The following is a 19,330-nucleotide window of genomic DNA, read 5'->3' as shown; positions in this document are numbered from 1 at the left end:
GCCGAGGCGGGCCGGCAGGTGGGCGCGGGCCGTCTCCACGGGGTGGCCGCGGCTTCAGATCATGTTTCCGCCGGTCGGTCGGGTAGGCCCGCGAAGACCGCTCCCGCATCGCGCAGTCGCCGGTGCAGAGCCTGGAACACGGCCGCCGACCGCACCCCGGGCCAGTCGGCCGGCAGCAGTCCGGCGGGCAGTCCGGGGTCGGTGTACGGCAGGTGCCGCCAGGAGTCCAGGGCCAGGAGGTAGTCGCGGTAGGCCTCCTCGGGCGGGGTGTCGGCCCGCATCTCCCAGGTGCGCAGCACGCGCGCGTGGCGGTCGAGGAACGCCTCGTGCGCCTTGGCGATCGCCGCCAGGTCCCACCACCGGAAGACCGCCTCCACGGTGGCCGCGAAACCGAGGTGCTCGCCGCGGAAGAAGTCGACGTACGCCTCCAGGCCGAGCCGCTCCAGGGTGTGCCGGGTCTCCTCGTAGAGCCGGGCCGGTGCGATCCACACACCGGGAGCCGCCGTGCCGAAGCCGAGTCCGGCCAGCCGGGAACGCAGGACGTGCCGTTTCTGCCGCTCCGACTCCGGCACCGAGAACACCGCCAGCACCCAGCCCTCGTCCTCGGGGGGTGCCTGGGCGTAGATCCGCCGGTCGCCGTCCAGTAGCAACTGCCGTGCCTGTGGCGAGAGTTCGTAGCCGGCGGCGCCCTGAGCGGTGCGCGCGGGCAGGAGCAGGCCGCGCCGTTTGAGCCGGGAGACCGACGAACGGACGGACGGGGCGTCGACCCCCACCGCCGCCAGCAGCCGGATCAGCTCGGCGACGGGCACCGGGCCGGGCACGAAGCGGCCGTAGGCGCCGTAGAGCGTGACGATCAAGGACCGTGGAGCATGCTGGTCTGACACGTTGATCATCTTAAGTCTTCGGCATCGCTGCTGGTCACGTTCGGTCTCACTCGTCCGCCCGGAGCTTGAACCGCTGGAGCTTGCCGGTCGCCGTGCGCGGCAGCGCGTCCCAGAAGACGATCTCCCGCGGGCACTTGTACGGCGCCAGTTCCGACTTGACGAAGGCCCGCAGTGCCTCGCCGTCCCTCGGCGCCCCCTCCCTCAGCACGGTGTGGGCCACGACGACGTGCCCGCGGTCCTCGTCGGGCCGCCCCACGACGGCCGCCTCGACGACGTCCGGGTGCCGCAGCAGCGCGTCCTCCACCTCGGGGCCGGCGATGTTGTACCCGGCCGAGATGATCATGTCGTCCGCGCGGGCGACGTAGCGGAAGTAGCCGCCGGGTTCGCGGACGTAGGTGTCGCCGGTGACGTTCCAGCCGTCGCGCACGTACTCCCGCTGCCGGGGATCGGCGAGGTACCGGCAGCCCACCGGACCGCGGACCGCCAGCAGGCCGGGCTCGCCGTCGGGCAGCGGGCGCCCGAGCCCGTCCTGCACGCGGGCCTGCCACCCGGGGACGGGCACCCCGGTCGTGCCCGGCCGGATCGCCTCGTCGGCCGCGGAGATGAAGATGTGCAGCAACTCGGTGGCACCGATGCCGTTGATGATCCCGAGCCCGGTCCGCTCCCGCCACGCGTGCCAGGTGGCCTCGGGCAGGTTCTCGCCCGCCGACACGCAGCGGCGCAGGGAGCTCACGTCCTCGGCGTCCAGGTCGGTCAGCATGGCGCGGTAGGCGGTCGGGGCGGTGAACAGCACCGAGACGCGGTGCGCGGCGATCGCGGGCAGCAGGTGGCTCGGGCCCGCCTGCTCGAGCAGCAGCGCACTGGCCCCGGCCCGCAGCGGGAAGACCACCAGGCCGCCCAGGCCGAAGGTGAACCCGAGCGGGGGAGAGCCGGCGAAGACGTCGTCCGCGCGCGGTCGCAGCACGTGCGCCGAGAAGGTGTCGGCGATCGCGAGAAGGTCCCGGTGCAGATGCATGCACCCCTTGGGGCGGCCGGTGGTGCCGGAGGTGAACGCGATCAGGGCGACGTCGTCGCTCGCGGTGTCCACCGCCCGGAAGGGGGTGTCCGGCACCGGCCGCCGGTGCAGGCCGTCCGGGGCGTCGCCGCCGTAGGTGGCGATCCGCAGCCCCGGTACGTCCGCCTTCACCAGGTCGTCCACGGCGCGGACGTCGCACAGGGCGTGCCCGACCCTGGCGATCTCGCACATCGTGCGCAGCTCGTTCGGGCGCTGCTGGGCCAGGACGGTGACGGCGACCGCGCCCGCCTTGAGCACCGCCAGCCAGCAGGTCGCCAGCCAGGGCGTGGTCGGGCCGCGCAGCAGCACCCGGTTGCCGGGTACGACCCCCAGCTCGCCGGTGAGCACGTGGGCGACGAGATCGACGCGTGCGCGCAGATCGCCGTACGTCCAGACCGGGCCGTCCGGTGAGCGGAAGGCGGGACGGCCGTCCGGAGGGCCGGTCAGCAGCTCGGCGGCGCAGTTGAGCCGTTCGGGGTAGTTCAGCTCCGGCAGATCGAAGCGGAGCTCGGGCCACTGGCCGGGCGGCGGCAGGTGGTCGCGCGCGAAGGTGTCGACGTGGGCCGAGACGTGCATGGCGGTTCGCCCCCTTGCCTGGTGGCCTTGCCTAGCGGGCTCGTCGTGGGGTCGCCCCAGCGAGCGTATCGCCTTGATGACGACAGTCAATACAGCGCGATATCGTCGGGGGAGCGGCCACCCGGCCGCGGGGAGAGAGGACCGGCGATGCCCGCATTCTCGCTCGAACCAGCGCAAACCGCCTGGTGCGCCGACCTGCGCACGCTGGCCGCCGACCGGCTGCGCCCGCTCGCCGAGAAGGGCGAGCCCGGCCGCGTCAACCGCCCCCTCGTCGCCGAACTCGGCCGCCTCGGACTGCTCCGCCGCCTGTTCACCTCCGGCGCCCTCGACCTGTGCCTGATGCGCGAGTCCCTCGCCTACGCCTGTACCGAGGCCGAGACCGCGCTCGCCCTCCAGGGACTGGGCGCCCACCCCGTCCACGCCCACGGCACCCCCGCCCAGCGCGACCGCTGGCTGCCCGCGGTGACCGACGGCACCGCGGTGCCCGCCTTCGCCCTGAGCGAGCCCGAGGCGGGCTCGGACGCGGGCGCGCTGCGGCTGCGGGCCGAGGGAGAGCACACCGACGGTTCCCGCGTCGCCGGCCCCGCGGTGCCCGGCGACGCGGGGCCACGACCGGCTCCGCCCACCGATCCCGGCCCCGCCACCGGCCCCCCGCGCGCGGTGCCCGACGGCCGGCGGCGCTGGCGGCTGACCGGCGAGAAGTGCTGGATCTCCAACGCCCCCGAGGCCGACTTCTACACCGTCTTCGCCCGCACGTCCCCCGGCACCGGTGCGCGCGGCGTCACCGCCTTCCTCGTCCCCGCCGACCGCCCCGGACTGACCGGTGGCGCACTGGAGATGGTCTCCCCGCACCCGATCGGCACCCTGCTCCTCGACGAGGTGCCCGTCACCGCGGACGACGTGCTCGGCGACGTCGGGCACGGCTTCCGCGTCGCCATGGGCACCCTCAACCTGTTCCGTCCCAGCGTCGGCGCCTTCGCCGTCGGCATGGCCCAGGCCGCCCTGGACGCCGCCGTCGCGCACACCACCCGGCGCCGCGCCTTCGGCGGCACCCTCCAGGACCTCCAGACCGTCGCCCACCAGGTCGCCGAGATGGCGGTGCGCACCGAGGCGGCCCGCCTGATGGTGTACGCGGCGGCCACGGCCCACGACCGGCACGACCCCGGCGTCCCCGCGCGCGCCGCGATGGCGAAACTGCTGGCCACGGAGACCGCCCAGTACGTCGTCGACGCCGCGGTGCAGCTCCACGGCGCCCGCGCGCTGCAGCGCGGCCACCTTCTGGAGCACCTCTACCGGGAGGTGCGCGCGCCGCGGATCTACGAGGGCGCCAGCGAGGTCCAGCGCGGCATCATCGCCAAGAACCTCTACGCCGACCTGGAGGCCGAGTGACCACCCGGCGCGTCAACCCGCCCGAACTGTCCCCGCCCGCCGGGTTCTCCCACGCCGTCGTCGCGGCCGGCTCCCGCGTCGTCTTCCTGGCCGGCCAGACCGCGCTCGACGCCGACGGCGAGGTCGCCGGACGCACGCTGCCGGAGCAGTTCGAGAAGGCGCTCGGCAACCTCCTGGCGGCCCTCGCCGCAGCGGGCGGCACCCCTGCCGACCTCGCCCGCGTCACCGTCTACGCGACCGATGTCGCCGACTACCGCGCCCACGCCCGCGAACTGGGGCGTATCTGGCGGGATTCGGCGGGCCGGGACTACCCCGCGATGGCGGTCGTGGGCGTCGTGCGCCTCTGGGACGAGCAGGCGATGGTGGAACTGGACGGCTTCGCGGTGCTGCCGTAGAACCTGCTCGGGCACCGCCGCCCCGCCCCGGATCCCGTGACCCGACGGGGGCGCACCGGAACCCGGGAGACGGCGGGTGGTGAGAAACGCGGTGGCACGGGGCGATGCGGTTCGGCAGAGTCCGGGGCGTGGAGCGTTTGACGGAGACCGCGGACCGGCCGGCCGGCGTCGGCGGCGTGGTGGGCGTGTGCCTGGGTGGCAGCCGGGCGAGGGGAACGCACCGTCCCGACTCCGATGCGGACCTGGGCCTGTACTACCGGGAGCCGCTGGACACCGCCGCCCTGCGGAGTCTCGCGGCCGAGCTGACCGGGGAACCGGTCGAGGTGACGGAACCGGGCGGCTGGGGGCCCTGGGTGGACGGCGGTGCCTGGCTGACCGTCGACGGCCGGCGCGTCGACTGGATCTACCGCGGCCTGGACCGCGTCCACCGCATCTGGCCCCGCGTGGGCATGCGGCTCGCTCCCCGGGGCGCGCCGCGGTGAACCGGCGGACCGCCGCCGTTGCGTACCGTCCGGTGCGCCGCCCGCAGAGCCGGGGACGTCGGTCACACGACCGGGTGCGGCACGGAGCACCCGAGCCCGGGCACGGCGAGGAGCGTTTCACGGCCACCCGCGCGGACTCGCCACCGAAGGGGTGACGGTCACACGCCCGGACGCCGCGGCCCGGTACCAGTGGAAGCCCCCATGACCAGGAGGCCTTCCATGACCAGCGTCCTTCGCCGGCACCTTCCCCTCGCCCTCGGTGCCGCGGCCGGCGCCGCCCTGCTCCTCCCGGCCGCGGCACCCGCCGCGTTCGCCGACCCCCACGAGACCGTCACCGTCGACCCCACCGGCCGCATCGCCGCCGACGGCACGGTCACCCTCTCCGGCACCTACCGCTGTCTCGGCAACAGCGGCCCCGTGTTCGTCAGTTCCTCCCTCGCCCAGAAGTCCCCGACCGTCCGCCACGGCATCGGCGGCACCCGCGCGGTCTGCGACGGAGCCGAACACCCCTGGCGGAACACCGGCAGGCCCACGCCGGGAGCGCTGGAGCAGGGCACCGCCCGCGTCGAGGCCACGGTCATGGAACTGCGCTCCCAGGGCGGTCTCCCCCTGCCCCGCTTCCACGCCGTCCGGCGGCAGGACGTGACCCTGACCGAGGACTGACGGACCGCACGCACACGTCCCCGCCCTGCCCGGCGGCGGGCAGGGCAGGCCCTCCACGCGCAGCGGGCGTCCGGGGCCGGGCGTCCCCGGCCACCGCCCCGGTGAACCGGTCGGCCGAGTGGCCCGCAGGGCCCCGCCGCACCGCCGGCGTCCCGCGGGAGCCGCCCATGCCGCGCCAGGCCTGCCGTCGCCCGGCCACCGGGCGACGGCAGGCCTGGGACGGAGGGGGTGACCCTCCGGTTCCCGCCGGCACGGCGTGGCTGCCTCCGGCGGAGTCAGCGCTCACCCGTGCCCGGCCGCGCACCGCCGGGGCGCACCGCTGCCGGAGCCGACCGGGACCGGCCACCCGCGGGCCGCGCAGGCCGCTCCGCTCACGCCGAGGTGCGTCGCACCAGCTGGGTCGGGATGATCACGGAGGACAGCGGACGGCCGACACCGCCGTCCTTCGCCTGTCCTTCGAGGCTGCGCAGCAGCAGGCGCACCATCAGCCGGCCCATCTCCTCGATCTCCTGCCGGACCGTCGTCAGCGGAGGGTCGGTCAGCTCAGCGACCCTGGCCATGTCGTCGAAGCCGACGACCGCCACGTCCTCGGGCACCCGGCGCCCGCGCTCCCGCAGAACCCGCAGGGCGCCGACGGCCATGAGGTCCGAGGCGACGAACAGACCGTCCAGGTCGCCGACGCGGTCCAGCAGCGTGGCCATCGCCCGCGCACCGCCCGCCTCCGTGAAGTCGCTTTCCACGATCAGCCGGGGATCGGCGTCCATGAGCATGTCGTGGTAGCCGTCGAGCCGGTCCACGGATGCGGTCTGGTCCATCGGCCCGGTGATCGTCGCGATCCGGCCGCACCCCCGCGCCATCAGGTGGCGCACGGCCTCGCGGGCACCGCCGCGGTTGTCCGAGTCGACGTAGAGGAGGCTGCGGTCCGCCTCCGACCCCGGCCAGCCAGGACGTCCACCGAACACGGTCGGGATCCCCACCCGGCGGACGATGTCCGGCAGCGGATCCTCGTTGTGCAGGGAGAACAGCACCGCGCCGTCCACGTGCCCGCCGGCGAGATAGCGGCCCACCCGCTCGTAGTCGGCCGTGCCCTCCGTCAGCAGCAGCACCAGCTGATGGTCGTGGGCGGCCAGTTCCCGGCTGATGCCGAGCAGCTGCTGGGCGAAGAAGGGGTTGGTGAACACCTTGGTCTCCGGCTCCGCGGCGATGACGGCGACCGCGCCCGTGCGCCGGGTGACCAGGGTGCGGGCCGCCTGGTTGGGCACGTACCCCAGCTCCTCGACCGCGCGGCGGACCTTCTCCACCAGAGCCTCCCGCACCCCACTGCCCCCGTTCACGACTCGGGACACGGTGGCCCGGGAGACACCGGCCCGTTCGGCGACGGCTTCCAGGGTGGGGCGGCGCGCGGAGATCTGGTCGGACAAGGAACGCTCCTCTCGGGGACGGGGACAGCGTAGCCTCCCGTTCCCGGCCGGGAACGCCCTGGTGGAGAGCGCTCTCACGAGATCGTCCACGGGCGCCCCGCCCCCGACCGGCCGGGAGGGGCTCAAGCGTGCGGAAGCCGGCCCCGGGCGGCCACGTCCGCGTACCAGCGGGCGCTGTCCTTGAGCGTGCGGCGCTGGCTGGGGTAGTCCACGTGCACCATGCCGAAGCGCTTGCCGTAGCCGTAGGCCCACTCGAAGTTGTCCAGCAGCGACCACAGGAAGTAGCCGCGGACGTCCGCGCCCGCCGCCATCGCCCGGTGCACCGCCTCCAGGTGCGACCGCACGTAGGTGATCCGCTCGGGGTCGTGCACGGCTCCGCTCGGGTCGGCGTAGTCGTCGTAGGCGGCGCCGTTCTCGGTCACGAGCAGGGGCGTGCCGGGCAGTTCGTCCCGCAGCCGGGTCAGCAGCGCGTACAGGCCCTCGGCGTCCACCGGCCAGTCCATGGCGGTGCGCGGTCCCGGCGCGGGCACGAAGCGCACGTGGTCCTGAGCGGCGGGCCAGGGGGAGGGCAGCGGGTGCGAGCCGGCGGCGACCACGGTGGGGGAGTAGTAGTTGATGCCCAGGCTGTCGATGGGCCGCGAGACCTCGTCGAGGTCGCCGTCCCGGACGAACGACCAGTCGGTGAGCCCCGCGGTGTCCGCCCGCAGGTCCCCGGGGTAGTCGCCGCGGAAGACGGGGTCGAGGAACACGCGGTTGGCGAGCGCGTCGACGCGGCGCGCCGCGTCGGCGTCGGCCGGCCCGCCGGTCAGCGGGCGGACGGCCGCGAGGTTCAGCGTCAGCGACACCTCGGCCGACGGCTGCACCAGCTGGCGCAGCGCACCGACGGCCAGGCCGTGGCCCAGGTTCAGGTGGTGCGCCGCCCGCAGGGCCGCCCCCGGCTCCGTACGGCCCGGCGCGTGCACGCCGTCGGCGTAGCCGAGGAACGCCGCGCACCACGGCTCGTTCAGCGTCGTCCAGGTCCCAACGCGGTCCCCGAGCGCCTCGGCCACGAGCGCCGCGTAGTCGGCGAACCGGTACGCCGTCTCGCGTGCCGGCCAGCCACCCGCGTCCTCCAGCTCCTGCGGAAGGTCCCAGTGGTACAGCGTCAGCACGGGCCGGATGCCGTGGGCGAGGAGTTCGTCGACCAGGCCGCGGTAGAAGTCCAGGCCCTTCTCGCTAGCCCGGCCGCGGCCCGTCGGCTGCACACGGGGCCAGGAGACCGAGAAGCGGTAGTCCGTCAGCCCGAGGGAGGCCATCAGCGCGACGTCCTCCCGCATGCGGTGGTAGTGGTCCGCCGCGATGTCTCCCGTGTCTCCGTTGCGCACCATGCCCGGGATCCTGCTGAAGGTGTCCCAGATGGACGGTGTCCGGCCGTCCTCGGCGGCGGCCCCCTCGATCTGGTAGGCGGCCGTCGCGGCACCCCAGCGGAACCCCGGCGGGAAGGTCACCCCGTCGGAGGTCGCGGTGCGGGCGTCGATTGCGGTCATCGGGACTCCATCGTGGTCGTGGCGGGAGGTGGGGGCCGAGGAGGTTCCTGGGCCGGGTCGGGGCGGGCCGGCGCCGCGACCGGTGCGGCTCACCGGCTCGCGGTGTGCGGCGCCGCCTGCCGGGCCTTCGGGCGGAGGAGGCACGCCGGGCTGCCGTACCGCCGGGTGCGTCCGGTCCGCGGGCCTGCCCCTGGGAGCGTCCTGAAGATCTCGAAAACGCGCCCACCTTGCACCAGATCGCCCCGATCGACATTTACCAGCGAACCGGGGCGACTCGGGCACCTCAAGCAAGATGTGCAACAGTCTCCTAGCCCTTCACCGCGCCCTGCATGATGCCGCCCACGATCTGCCGGCCCAGCAGACCGAAGACGACCAGGACGGGCAGCGTGCCGAGCAGGGTGCCGGCCATGATGACGGACTGGTCGTGGACGTACCCCCCGCCCAGCTGCCGCAGGGCGACCTGCACCGTCGGCTCCTGCGAGGTGAGCGCGATGATCGGCCAGAAGAAGTCGTTCCACGAGGCCATGAAGGTCAGGATCCCGAGCACCGCCATGCCGGGTCGCGCGATCGGGACGACGATGCTCCAGAAGATCCGTGCCGTCGACGCGCCGTCGACCCGGGCGGCCTCGACCAGTTCGTCGGGCAGCGCCTGCAGCAGGTACTGGCGCATGAAGAAGACGCCGAAGGCGGACACGAGCCCCGGCAGGATGACGGCCTGGAGCTGGTTCACCCAGTGCAGCCGGGCGATGACCATGAACAGCGGGATCACCCCGAGCTGGGGCGGGATCATCATCGTGCCGATCGTGAGGGCGAGCAGCGCGTTGCGCCCCCGGAAGCGGAGCTTGGCGAAGGCGAAGCCGGCCAGGGTCGAGCACAGCACCGTCCCCACCGTCACCGAGCCGGAGACGATCAGGGAGTTGAGCAGAGCCCTGCCGATGTCGGCCTGTTCGAGGACCTGCCGGAAGTTGTGCATCAGGTTGCCGCCGGGCAGCAGCGCCGGCGGGGTGGCGGCCAGCTCGGCGTTGGAGCGGGTGGCCGCCACGATCGTCCAGTAGAAGGGGAACGCAGAGAACAGGGCCGCCAGGACGAGGACGGCGTACGCGACGCGCCCACCGTGCCGCTGGCCCCCCGCGCGCCCCCCGCGCGGACGGCGGGCCGGACGGGAGGAGGCGTCGGCCTCGCGGGTGGGCTGTGGTGCGGCGAGGGTCGTCATCGCTCGGTCTCCTTACCGCTGCGACGGCGGGCGACGAAGGTGTTGCCCAGCACCAGCAGGACGATGAGCAGGAACATCACCCAGGCGGTGGCGGCGGCGCGGCCGAGGTGGAAGAAGCCCCAGCCCTGTTCGTACATGTAGAGCCCGAGGGTCTGGTACTGGTGTGAGATGCCGCCGGAGACGCTGCCCTCGAACAGCAGAGGCTCGCCGAACAGCTGGGTCGCGCCGATGGTGGACACCACGATCGTGAACAGGACGGTGGGACGCAGCCCGGGCAGGGTGACGTGCAGGAACTGCCTCCAGCGGGACGCGCCGTCCAACTCGGCGGCCTCGTACAGGTCGGCCGGGATGGACTGCATGCCGGCGAGGTAGATCAGCGCGTTGTAGCCGGTCCAGCGCCACGTGACGATGGTGGACACGGCGATCTGCGAGGCGACCGTGCCGGACTGCCAGTCGACCGGGTCGATGCCGGCCAGCCCGAGCAGGTAGTTGATCAGCCCGAAGTCGCGGCCGAAGAGCTGGGCGAAGACCAGGGTGGCCGCCGCCACGGACGTGGCGTAGGGCAGCAGCATGGTGACGCGGAAGAACGTGCGGCCCCGCAGCTTGTAGTGGAGCAGGTGGGCCAGTCCGAGCGCCATCAGCAGCTGCGGGACGGTGGAGACGGCACCGATGGTGAAGGTGTTGCGCAGCGCGGTCCAGAAGTACTCGTCGCCGAAGAGGGCGGTGTAGTTGTCCGGGCCCCGCCACTCCATCCGCCCCGGTGTCTGGAGCTCGACGCGGTAGAGCGAGACGTACGCCGTGTAGAGCAGTGGGAACAGCCCGAAGGCGGCGAACAGCGCGAAGAACGGGGTGATGTACGCGTACGGCGACAGCCGGGCCAGGAACCGCCGCAGGGGGGCCGGTGGCGCCGCGGGCCGCGGCGGGGCGGTGGCGGTCAGGGTCATGGTGAGGCCTTCGATCGGAGAGGTCCGCGGGGACGTCGGGGGGAGGGCGCGAAGGAGCGGCAGGGCCGGGGGGGGGCGGTCCTTCGCGCCCCACGGGGCCGGGTGACGCCGGGTCAGCCGACCGCGTTCCGGACGCCCTTCTCGGCGTGGCCCCAGGCGGTGGCGGAGCTGGCGCCCTTGCGCTCGACCTCGCCGAGCGCGTTGGTGATCTGGGTGTTCACGTCGTTGTCGTGCACGCCGAGCACCTGCACGGGCGAGCTCTCCGCGGCCTTGCCGAAGATCTCACCGATCGGGGCGTTGCTGAAGTAGGCGTCCTTGACGCCCTCGACCTCCTTGATGGCGCCGAGGTTCGAGGGGAAGCTGCCCTGCTTCTCGAAGAGCTTCGCCTGCTGCGGCGCGGCCGTCAGCCACTTGATGAGTTCGTAGGCCTCCTTGGCGTGCGCGGAGCCCTTCGGGACGGCCAGGTACGAGCCGCCCCAGTTGCCCGCGACGCGGCCGGGCAGCGGGGCGACGTCCCACGTGCCCGCACCGCCGTCACCGGCCTGGCCCTTGATGTAGCCCAGCATCCAGGCGGGGCAGCCGATGGTGGCGAAGGAACCGCTGCTGAACGCCTGGTTCCAGGCGGGGGTCCACTGGGCGAGCTTGGCGCTCAGCCCCTCCTGCGCCGCCTTGACGGAGGTGTCCCAGGCGGACCTGACGGCCGGGTTGTCCTGGTAGACGAGCTTTCCGGAGGCGTCGTAGTAGCGCTCCTCCTGCTGTCCCATCATCAGCGAGTAGAGGCTGCCGACGCTGTCCATCCAGTGGCTCCTGGAGTCGGCCTTGGCCTGGTACTGCTTGCCCAGCTCCAGGTAGCCGTCCCAGGTGGCCCACTTCTCGGCCAGTGTGTCGCGGTCGGTGGCCAGGCCGGCCTTCCTGAACAGGTCCGTGCGGTAGCAGATCGCCTCGGGGCCGACATCGGTGCCCAGGCCGAGGGTGCGGCCGTCGGTCGTCGCCGCAGCCGCCCACTTGGCCGCGGAGTAGTCGTTCTTGAGGCTCGCGGCGCCGAAGGAGTTCAGGTCCTGGAACTTGTCGGCCTGCTGCTGGGTGACCGAGGCGATGCGGCCCACCTCGATGCCCTGGACGTCGGCGAGGCCTCCGCCGCCGGCGAGCCGGGTCTGCAGGGCCTTCCAGTAGTCGGCCTCGTTCTCGGTGCTGGATTCCTTGATCGTGATGTTCGGGTGGAGCTTCTCGTACTCCGCGTAGAGGCCGGCCTCCTTGAAGCCGAAGGTGCCGAACAGATCGACCGTGAGGGTGATCTCGCCGCCGCCCGTGGACGACTCGGAGGACCCGGACGACCCGGATCCGCAGGCGGCGAGCAGAGCACCGGCGAGTGCGACCGCCCCGAGTCTGAGGGTGGCTTGTGCGGCGGCTCGGGAGATGGGCATGGAAGCCTCCCATGGCTTCGGGACGGGACACGCGGGACGCGATGCCGAGCGTTCTGAGAGCGCTCTCAAGCGGTGCTCAGTCTCCGCAGCGGCTCTGGCCGCGTCAAGAGTCGAACGGATAACGGATGGGCCACGCCGGCCCGGCCCCGGACCGGTGGCCGCCCGGCCGCAGCGGACGTCCGGTCGCCGGGTGTGGAGGGGTGTGGAGGGGTGTGGAGGGGTGGGGAGGTGCCCGTCGAGGGCGAGGCGGGTGCACGTGCCGGCCCTCCCCGCCGGCCCGTTGGGGCTCCGAAGGTGCCGTGGGGGAGATGCCGCGTGTGGGCGGCCGGATGGTGGGGGCGCTGGGTCGCGGCGCCGGTGAGGGGGGCGGCTGCGGGCAGGTGGGCGGCGGGCGCGGGCGGGGGCGCGGGTGGGGGTGCGGGGGCTTCCGGGGGCTCGGCGGGTGCGGCCGGATCCGTGCGGAGGGCGAAAGCTCTCCGGGCGCCCCTCGTGGCGTGCGGGGTGGGCTCCGCGATGCCGTGGGGAGGGCGCGTCAGGAGCCCTGCGGTCAGCTCAACTGGTCCGACGGTCCGTCAAATGGCCGAAAAACAAGGCTTGTCGAAGCGGCCGCGGGCCTCGGAGCGAAGTGTGCAGTCCCCGTTGTCGGCGTGTTGCACACATGCTGACACTGTGCGGACGCGGTCCTTGGTCTCCAGGTTTGAGAACGCTCTCACGTTGTCCGGGGCGGGGTGCGCTTCCCCGGTGCGACGCGACGGACCCCGCCGTCGTCCCGCCGCCGTCCGTTCCCCACGCCCGCCCGTTGCGCGAGCGCGTCCGGCCACCGGGGCGGGCGCGTGGTCCGCGCCCCCACACGGGAGATCCCCCCATGCTCTCTGCGAGCCGCCCGCCTCCGGGTACACCGGGGTGCAGCGCACCACCGGGCGCCGGCCCCGGCGATCGGCGGCAACGCACCGGCGCGATCGGTGCGCCGGCGCGCCTGGCGCGCGGCCCCGTCGCCTCGGGGACGCGCAGCCCCGCGCCCGTCCCCCCGTTCGGTCGGCGCGGTCCTCAGTCGCCGGACCAGTGCGGGTGTGCGCGCCGCAGTTCCAGGCCGTCGAGGATCAGGTCGAGCCCGATGGCGAACTCGTCGGCGTACGCGTAGCCCGGCTGTGCGACGTGACGGACCGCCAGCTCGGTGAGGTGCGGGAATTCGCCGCGCGGAGCCGTGTCGAGGATCGCCTCGGTCAGCTCCCCGACGTCGCCCCCGGATGCCTCGAACGGCAGAGTGGCCTCCTGCAGCGCGAAGCCGTACACGTAGCTGTCCAGCAGGGAGAAGGCGTGTGCCGCGCCCGCGACGGAGAAGCCGCCGGCCCGCAGGCTGCCGATGACCGCGTCGTGGTGGCGAAGCGTCCTGGGTCCGGGGTTCGCGCGCGACTCCATCAGGCCGATCGCCCAGCGGTGGCGGCTGAGCGCGTCGCGCATCGACACCGCCCGCTGCCGCATCGCGGCCTTCCAGCCGGACTCGTCCGGCGGCAGGCCGACCTCGCCGAAGACCACGTCGACCATGCCGTCGAGGATCGCGTCCTTGTTGGCCACGTGGTGGTACAGGGACATGGCCTCGACGCCGAGCCGTTCGGCCAGCCTGCGCATGGTCAGTGCGCCGACGCCGGCCTCGTCGGCCAGGTCGACCGCCGCCCGCAGGACGGTCTCCCTGCTCAGCGGCTCGCCCTGACGGCGTTCCGGGATGCGGGCTTCCTGTCCGGACAACGATGTCCTCCTCGTCTGCCTCTGTGTCCCCCCTTGACCACCTTACTTCGTAAGGTAGCCTTACGCTGTAAGGAACCTTACGGCGTAAGGATCACCGGTGGGGAGAGTGGAGGGCAAGGCCATGGAGTCGTACGGTCCGGACGGGGCGCGTAAGGCGGACGGGCGGAAGAAGGTGTGCATCATCGGAGTCTCGGGGAAGCTCGGGCGCTACATGGTGCGGCACGCCCTGGACCGCGGCTACGAGGTGGTGGGCGTGTGCCGGGAGCAGAGCGTGGCCAAGCTCGCGGAGTTCGGCGACCGGATCACGGTCCTGCCGGGTGCCACCGACGACCGCGCGGTCGTCGCACGGGCCGTCGACGGGTGCGACGCGGTGCTCACGGTGCTCGCGCCGTGGGGGATGCGGCACTACGCGTCCGGGACGGCGCAGGCGGTCCTCGACCTCGCGCCCCCCGGCGCGCGCCTGGTGTTCTCCTGCGGATGGCACATCACGCGCGACGGGAAGGACGTGTACCCGCTCCGGCTCAGGGCGTTCGTCGCGGCCTTCGGGGCGCTGGCGAAGCTCGCGCGCGTGGTGGACCTGGACGACCAGGTGGAGGCCTGTCGAAGGATCTTCGCCAGCGACACCCGCTGGACCGTGGTCCGCGGCAGCGACCTGGAGGAAGGGGAGAGCCAGGGGCTGCCCGTGTGGAGCCGCCACGTGGGCGACCCCGTCCTGGCGAGCAACCTGACGCGGCGCGTGGACTTCGCCCTGTTCATGGTCGAGGCGGTGGAGAACGATGCACTCGTCCGCGAGGCTCCGGCGATCGTCGGCCGGCTCTCCCCCTCCGCCCTCGCCCACGCGCCCGCCGACGCCTCATGAACCTGCTGGTGGTTCGCGGCGCGCGAGGTCGTACACGGCCCGGTCGGTGAGCGCCTCGCTCACCGGTTCGCGGTCCCGGTGAGCGAGCGGTGCAGGGGGAGCAGGAACGCGACCACGAACAGACCGAAGAGGACGAGGGGCGCCAGCCGGACGAGCCGCACCGGATCGTCCCCTGGTGGCTCGGCCGTGCTCCCTGCGCGGGGAGGCAATCCGGTGCCCGCCCGGACTGCGACGAGCCGCTGCACCCACCCCGGCTCACCTGGGTGCTCCGGCGAGGCGGCGCGTCGTGGACCGGGTGTCGCGTGCGGCCGGACCGGCCGACTGCGAGAGATTCCCTCGGAGCCCGGGCTTCCGGGCCGGGGCGGTGACCGTACGGCCCGGGGGAATGGGGGCTGTCCGGCCCTGTCGGCGGGCCCCGGGCGCGAAGGAGGCTGGTGGGGAGGAAAGGCAGCCACGGAGGTGTGAGGGCGACGGGTGGGCGCGACGCCGCACGGCCGCACCCGGCCGGTGCGGCGTCGGGAATCCCCCGTGCGCACTCCGTGATCCGCCACGGCCGTCCCCGGCTCCTCCCGCCCGGCCCACGGGCCAGGACTTCCCCCGTCACGGAAAGAGGACGAACAATGGCATACGGTGCACAGGTGCGGGATGAACTGCGGGGTCCGGCCCGTGAGCTGAGGCGCGCGATTCCCCAGGTGTATGAGGGATACAAGCAGTTGCACGAGGGCGCGCTGGCCCCCGGTGCGCTGGACGCGCGGACCAAGGAGCTGATCGCGCTGGCCATCGCGGTGAGCAAGGAGTGCGACGGCTGCATCGCCGCCCACGCGCAGGGCGCCGTCCGTCAGGGCGCCGGAGAGCAGGAGGCCGCCGAGGCGATCGGGGTCGCGGTCCTGATGAACGGCGGGCCGGGCACCGTCTACGGCCCGCGTGCCTTCGCCGCGTTCCGCGAGTTCCACGACAAGGCCGAGCAGACGGACCGGTAGCCACCGGCAGGCGCGACGCACCCGCACGTACCCCTCACCGGAGGCACGCATGCCCGACGATCACGACCGGCAGCCGCGGACGCACCAGGTCGTGGCGGCCGACGAACCGCTGCCGGCCGTGCTGGCCGCACTGGACGCCTCCGAACGTGGGCTGACCGCCGAGGAGGCGCGTGCGCGACTCGGGCGGAACGGCCCGAACGAGATCGCCGAGGAGCGCCGCAACCCGCTGCTGGAGTTCCTGGGCTACTTCTGGGGGCCGATCGCCTGGATGATCGAGGTCGCGCTGGTGCTGTCGCTGCTGGTGCGGCACTGGACCGACGCGGTGATCATCGGGGTGCTGCTGGCGATGAACGGCGGAGTCGCGTTCGCGGAGGAACACCAGGCGGCGAACGCCATCGCCGCACTCAAGCAGCGCCTGGCGACGACCGCCCGGGTACGGCGCGACGACACCTGGCAGACCGTTCCCGTGCGGGAACTGGTGGCCGGGGACGTGATCCGCCTGCGGCTGGGCGACGTGATCCCGGCGGACGCCCGGCTGCTCGGCGCGGGCAGCCTGGACGTGGACCAGTCGGCGCTGACCGGCGAGTCGCTGCCGGTCGGCCGGGGCTCGGGGGAGGTGCTGTACTCGGGTGCCGTGGTGGTCCGCGGCGAGGCGGACGCGCTGGTGTACGCCACCGGGGCGGACAGCTTCTTCGGCCGGACCACCAGTCTGGTCCAGGAGGCGGGCACGGTCAGCCACTTCCAGCGCGCGGTGGTCCGGATCGGCCAGTACCTGATCGTCGCCGCGCTCGTGCTGGTGACGCTGACGGTGGTGGTGTCGGTGGCGCGCGGCAGCCGGGTGCTGACCGTACTGGAGTTCGCGCTGGTCGTGTTGATCGCCTCGGTACCGGTGGCACTGCCGGCGGTGCTGTCGGTGACGATGGCGGTCGGCGCCCGTCAGCTGGCCCGCCGCCAGGCGGTGGTCTCCCACCTGCCCGCCGTGGAGGAACTGGGCGGCATCGACGTGCTGTGTTCGGACAAGACCGGCACCCTGACCCAGAACAGGCTCGCGGTGGCCACCCCGTGGACCGCGCCCGGTGCCGACGCGGCCGAGCTGCTCGCCGCGGCGGCGCTCGCCTCCCGGGCGGAGGACCGCGACCCGATCGACCTCGCGGTCCTCGCCGCGGCACCGCAGGAGGCGGACTCCGGCGGGGAGGTGGTGGCCTTCACGCCGTTCGACCCGGTCTCCAAGCGCACCGAGGCCACCGTGACCACCCCGGGGAACGGTCGCCAGCGGGTCAGCAAGGGGGCGCCGCAGGTGATCGCGGGGCTGTGCGCGGGCGACCCCGCCGCAGAGCGGGTGGAGGAGGCGGTGGAGGACTTCGCGGCCCGCGGCTACCGGGCGCTCGGCGTCGCACGCACGGACGCCTCCGGCCGCTGGCGGCTGCTGGGCGTGCTGCCGCTGGCCGATCCGCCCCGCGAGGACTCGGCCGCCACCGTGGCCGCGGCCCGCGAACTCGGGCTGGAGGTGAAGATGGTCACCGGTGACCAGACGGCGATCGGCCGGGAGGTCGCCCGCCGCATCGGCCTGGGAGAGAACATCCTGGCAGCCGACACGCTCACCGCCGAGCCGTCCACCGCCGTCCCGGACACCGGCGACGAGGAGCAGTCCGTGCGACCTCGCCCGGTCGGGGCGGACGCGCAGTCCCCGGCGGCGCGGGTGGAGGCGGCCGACGGCTTCGCGCAGGTCTTCCCCGAGCACAAGTACACGATCGTGAAACTGCTCCAGGAACGCGGCCACATCGTGGGCATGACCGGCGACGGCGTCAACGACGCCCCCGCCCTCAAGCAGGCCGACGCCGGCATCGCGGTCTCCGGGGCCACCGACGCCGCGCGCGCCGCCGCCGACGTCGTCCTGCTCGCCCCCGGCCTGTCGGTCATCGTCGACGCCATCCGGCAGGCCCGCGAGATCTTCGCCCGCATGGTCTCCTACGCCACCTACCGCATCGCCGAGACCATCAGGGTGCTGCTGCTGATCAGCCTGGCCATCGTGGCGTTCGACTTCTTCCCCGTCACCCCGGTCATGATCGTCTTCCTGGCGCTGCTCAACGACGGGGCGATCCTGTCCATCGCCTACGACCACGTACGCGGCGCCGAGAAACCGGCCTCCTGGGACATGCGCACCGTGATGGTGATCGCCGCCTCGATCGGCCTGATGGGCGTGGCCGAGACCTTCCTGCTGTTCTCGCTCGCCGACCAGGTGCTCGGCCTCGACCGTGACCTCGTCCGCACGCTGATCTACCTCAAGCTGTCCGTATCAGGGCACCTCACGGTCTTCGTCACCCGGACCCGCCACCCGTTCTGGACCCGCCCCGCCCCTGCTCCGGTCATGCTGGCCGCCGTGCTGGGCACCCAGCTCGTGGCCACCCTCATCGCCGTCAACGGCCTGCTGATGACGCCGCTGGGCTGGGGCTGGGCCGCCGCCGTGTGGGGGTACGCCCTGCTGTGGTTCCTCGTCGAGGACCGGGTCAAACTGGCCGCCCACCGCTGGCTGGACCAGCACCCGCAGCAGGCACCGGCCCGGGCGACGCCCGTCTCGCCGTAGCCCGCTCCCCCGGGTACCGGGGGCAGGCGGGTCCGTGCCCGCCCCGCCCCTCCGCGGGCAGAATCCGCCGATCACCTCCCGGTGGGCTCGTCGTCCCGTGTGCAGGGGCGGTGTCCACGAGCACGGTGGGGGAAGGGAACGGAGGAGCCGGCGCCGGACGCCGAGAAGGGTGCGGACGCCGTCGGACCCCGGGACGCGCCGGGGTCGCTGGAACCCCGCGTGCTGGCGGGGGGCGCCCAGGTGCCCCCGCCGGCGGTCGGACGCGCCCGATCAGTGTCCGGGGGCCGAGGCGACCGGAAGACGCTCGGTGAACGTCGTGCCGCCGTCGCGGGATGCGTAGACCCCGTCCTGGGTGGCGGCCAGAACGTGCTCGGCGTCGACGGCGGTGAGGGCCTGGGGACGTCCGCCCGGGACGGTGCCCGCCTGCTTCCAGTTGCTGCCTGCGTCGGTGCTCAGGTACAGCCCGCCGTCGAGACCGATCCCGTAGACGGCGTCCGAGGCGGCCCAGGAGACGAAGGCCAGGACCGGTCGCGCGCCCTGCGCGAACGTCCGGCCGCCGTCCGTACTGCGGGCGACACCGCGCTCGGTGGTGGCCAGGACGAGATCGGGGTCATCGGGACTGACGGCGATGTCCAGGGCGGCCAGCTCCGCGCGGTCGTCCCACTCCAGGCCGTCCCCGCTGACCCGGAGCAGGCCGTGGGTGCTGTCGTATCCGTAGACGGTGCCGTGGGCGTACTCCAGGGCGTGGAAGTCGGCCTCACCGCCGAGGGAGACGGTCTTCCAGGTCCTGCCGGCGTCGGTGCTCCTGAGCAGGCCGCGGTCGGCGTGCCCGGCGCCGTCATCGGCGGGGTGGCCGCTGCCGAGGAACGTGTGGGCGCCGGCCACGGTGAACGCCATGTAGTCGGCGGTGTCGCTGACGCGCCGGGCGGACCCGTCGTCCAGGACCTGGACGACACCTTCGTGGGTGGCGACGTACAGGCGGTTGTCGGCGGGATCGAGACCGAGGCCGTGGATGTGGCTCACGGCGGCTGTGGAGGCCGACGACTCCGTGGACGCGGGGGCTTCGGAGCTGCCGGTGCAGGCGGCGAGTGTGGCGGCGAGCAGGACGGAGACGGTGGCGGCCGGGCGGCGGTGGAGAGGCATCGCTGGATCCTTCTGACGCTGTGGACGGTGTGCACGGGCATGCCGGG

15 protein-coding genes and 1 pseudogene are annotated in these 19,330 nt (G+C 73.6%); 7 read left to right on the top strand and 9 right to left on the bottom strand.

The annotated features are described in order from the left end of the window. Positions 1-59: 59 nt before the first annotated feature. Complete coding sequence (locus I3F54_RS00670) at positions 60-893, bottom strand: PaaX family transcriptional regulator C-terminal domain-containing protein (RefSeq protein ID WP_240116471.1); 834 nt, start codon at positions 891-893, stop codon at positions 60-62. A 37-nt stretch (positions 894-930) separates the two neighbouring features. Continuing rightward, positions 931-2,514: an AMP-binding protein gene (locus I3F54_RS00665; RefSeq protein ID WP_240116467.1), complete on the bottom strand. Its 1,584-nt coding sequence runs from the start codon at positions 2,512-2,514 to the stop codon at positions 931-933. A 147-nt stretch (positions 2,515-2,661) separates the two neighbouring features. Between I3F54_RS00665 and I3F54_RS00660 the strand changes: the two genes are divergently transcribed. The 4 genes and pseudogenes from I3F54_RS00660 (at position 2,662) to I3F54_RS00645 (ending at position 5,443) form a co-directional block, all read left to right on the top strand. Further along, positions 2,662-3,903 (top strand): acyl-CoA dehydrogenase family protein, encoded by a 1,242-nt coding sequence (locus tag I3F54_RS00660; protein WP_240116466.1) that lies wholly within the window; start codon positions 2,662-2,664, stop codon positions 3,901-3,903. Next, positions 3,900-4,298, top strand: coding sequence for a RidA family protein (locus I3F54_RS00655; protein ID WP_240116465.1), 399 nt, complete (start codon positions 3,900-3,902; stop codon positions 4,296-4,298). The genes I3F54_RS00660 and I3F54_RS00655 overlap by 4 nt, the downstream gene beginning before the upstream one ends. A gap of 104 nt (positions 4,299-4,402) precedes the next feature. Next, a pseudogene (locus tag I3F54_RS00650) lies at positions 4,403-4,735 on the top strand (nucleotidyltransferase domain-containing protein); the annotation flags it as partial. 264 nt (positions 4,736-4,999) lie between these two features. Next, positions 5,000-5,443, top strand: coding sequence for a DUF6299 family protein (locus tag I3F54_RS00645; RefSeq protein ID WP_240116464.1), 444 nt, complete (start codon positions 5,000-5,002; stop codon positions 5,441-5,443). 371 nt (positions 5,444-5,814) lie between these two features. Here the strand turns inward: I3F54_RS00645 and I3F54_RS00640 are convergent, their stop codons facing one another. From I3F54_RS00640 to I3F54_RS00615, 6 genes are all read right to left on the bottom strand, one after another. Further along, positions 5,815-6,864: a LacI family DNA-binding transcriptional regulator gene (locus tag I3F54_RS00640; protein ID WP_240116463.1), complete on the bottom strand. Its 1,050-nt coding sequence runs from the start codon at positions 6,862-6,864 to the stop codon at positions 5,815-5,817. A 122-nt stretch (positions 6,865-6,986) separates the two neighbouring features. Further along, positions 6,987-8,390, bottom strand: a complete 1,404-nt coding sequence (locus tag I3F54_RS00635) for a GH1 family beta-glucosidase (protein WP_240116462.1) — start codon at positions 8,388-8,390, stop codon at positions 6,987-6,989. Positions 8,391-8,697: 307 nt separating this feature from the next. After that, positions 8,698-9,603 carry a carbohydrate ABC transporter permease gene (locus I3F54_RS00630; protein WP_240116461.1) on the bottom strand — a complete coding sequence of 302 codons (906 nt, stop codon included), beginning with the start codon at positions 9,601-9,603 and terminating at the stop codon, positions 8,698-8,700. Beyond that, the gene (locus I3F54_RS00625; RefSeq protein WP_240116460.1) at positions 9,600-10,547 is read right to left on the bottom strand and encodes a carbohydrate ABC transporter permease; all 948 of its coding nucleotides are present in this window, start codon (positions 10,545-10,547) and stop codon (positions 9,600-9,602) included. Before I3F54_RS00625 ends, I3F54_RS00630 begins: the two co-directional genes overlap by 4 nt. A 113-nt stretch (positions 10,548-10,660) precedes the next feature. Beyond that, positions 10,661-11,971 carry an extracellular solute-binding protein gene (locus I3F54_RS00620; RefSeq protein WP_240116459.1) on the bottom strand — a complete coding sequence of 437 codons (1,311 nt, stop codon included), beginning with the start codon at positions 11,969-11,971 and terminating at the stop codon, positions 10,661-10,663. Positions 11,972-13,018: 1,047 nt separating this feature from the next. Continuing rightward, positions 13,019-13,717 (bottom strand): TetR/AcrR family transcriptional regulator, encoded by a 699-nt coding sequence (locus I3F54_RS00615; RefSeq protein ID WP_275675548.1) that lies wholly within the window; start codon positions 13,715-13,717, stop codon positions 13,019-13,021. 121 nt (positions 13,718-13,838) lie between these two features. On the opposite strand from I3F54_RS00615, the gene I3F54_RS00610 reads away from it, so the two are divergent. The 3 genes from I3F54_RS00610 to I3F54_RS00600 all read left to right on the top strand — a co-directional run bounded on the left by I3F54_RS00610 (position 13,839) and on the right by I3F54_RS00600 (position 18,140). Beyond that, positions 13,839-14,576, top strand: a complete 738-nt coding sequence (locus tag I3F54_RS00610) for an NAD(P)-dependent oxidoreductase (protein WP_240116743.1) — start codon at positions 13,839-13,841, stop codon at positions 14,574-14,576. A 620-nt stretch (positions 14,577-15,196) separates the two neighbouring features. Next, positions 15,197-15,556 carry a carboxymuconolactone decarboxylase family protein gene (locus I3F54_RS00605; protein WP_240116458.1) on the top strand — a complete coding sequence of 120 codons (360 nt, stop codon included), beginning with the start codon at positions 15,197-15,199 and terminating at the stop codon, positions 15,554-15,556. A 49-nt stretch (positions 15,557-15,605) separates the two neighbouring features. Then, positions 15,606-18,140 (top strand): plasma-membrane proton-efflux P-type ATPase, encoded by a 2,535-nt coding sequence (locus tag I3F54_RS00600; protein WP_240116457.1) that lies wholly within the window; start codon positions 15,606-15,608, stop codon positions 18,138-18,140. Positions 18,141-18,410: 270 nt separating this feature from the next. Here the strand turns inward: I3F54_RS00600 and I3F54_RS00595 are convergent, their stop codons facing one another. Then, positions 18,411-19,283 carry a F510_1955 family glycosylhydrolase gene (locus I3F54_RS00595; RefSeq protein WP_240116456.1) on the bottom strand — a complete coding sequence of 291 codons (873 nt, stop codon included), beginning with the start codon at positions 19,281-19,283 and terminating at the stop codon, positions 18,411-18,413. Between the last annotated feature and the right edge of the window lie 47 nt (positions 19,284-19,330).

Origin of the sequence: Streptomyces sp. MUM 2J, assembly GCF_022414535.1 — a bacterium.
GTDB lineage: Bacteria > Actinomycetota > Actinomycetes > Streptomycetales > Streptomycetaceae > Streptomyces.
Note: the sequence above shows the minus strand (reverse complement) of the source record. Positions and strands in the feature narration are given on the sequence as shown.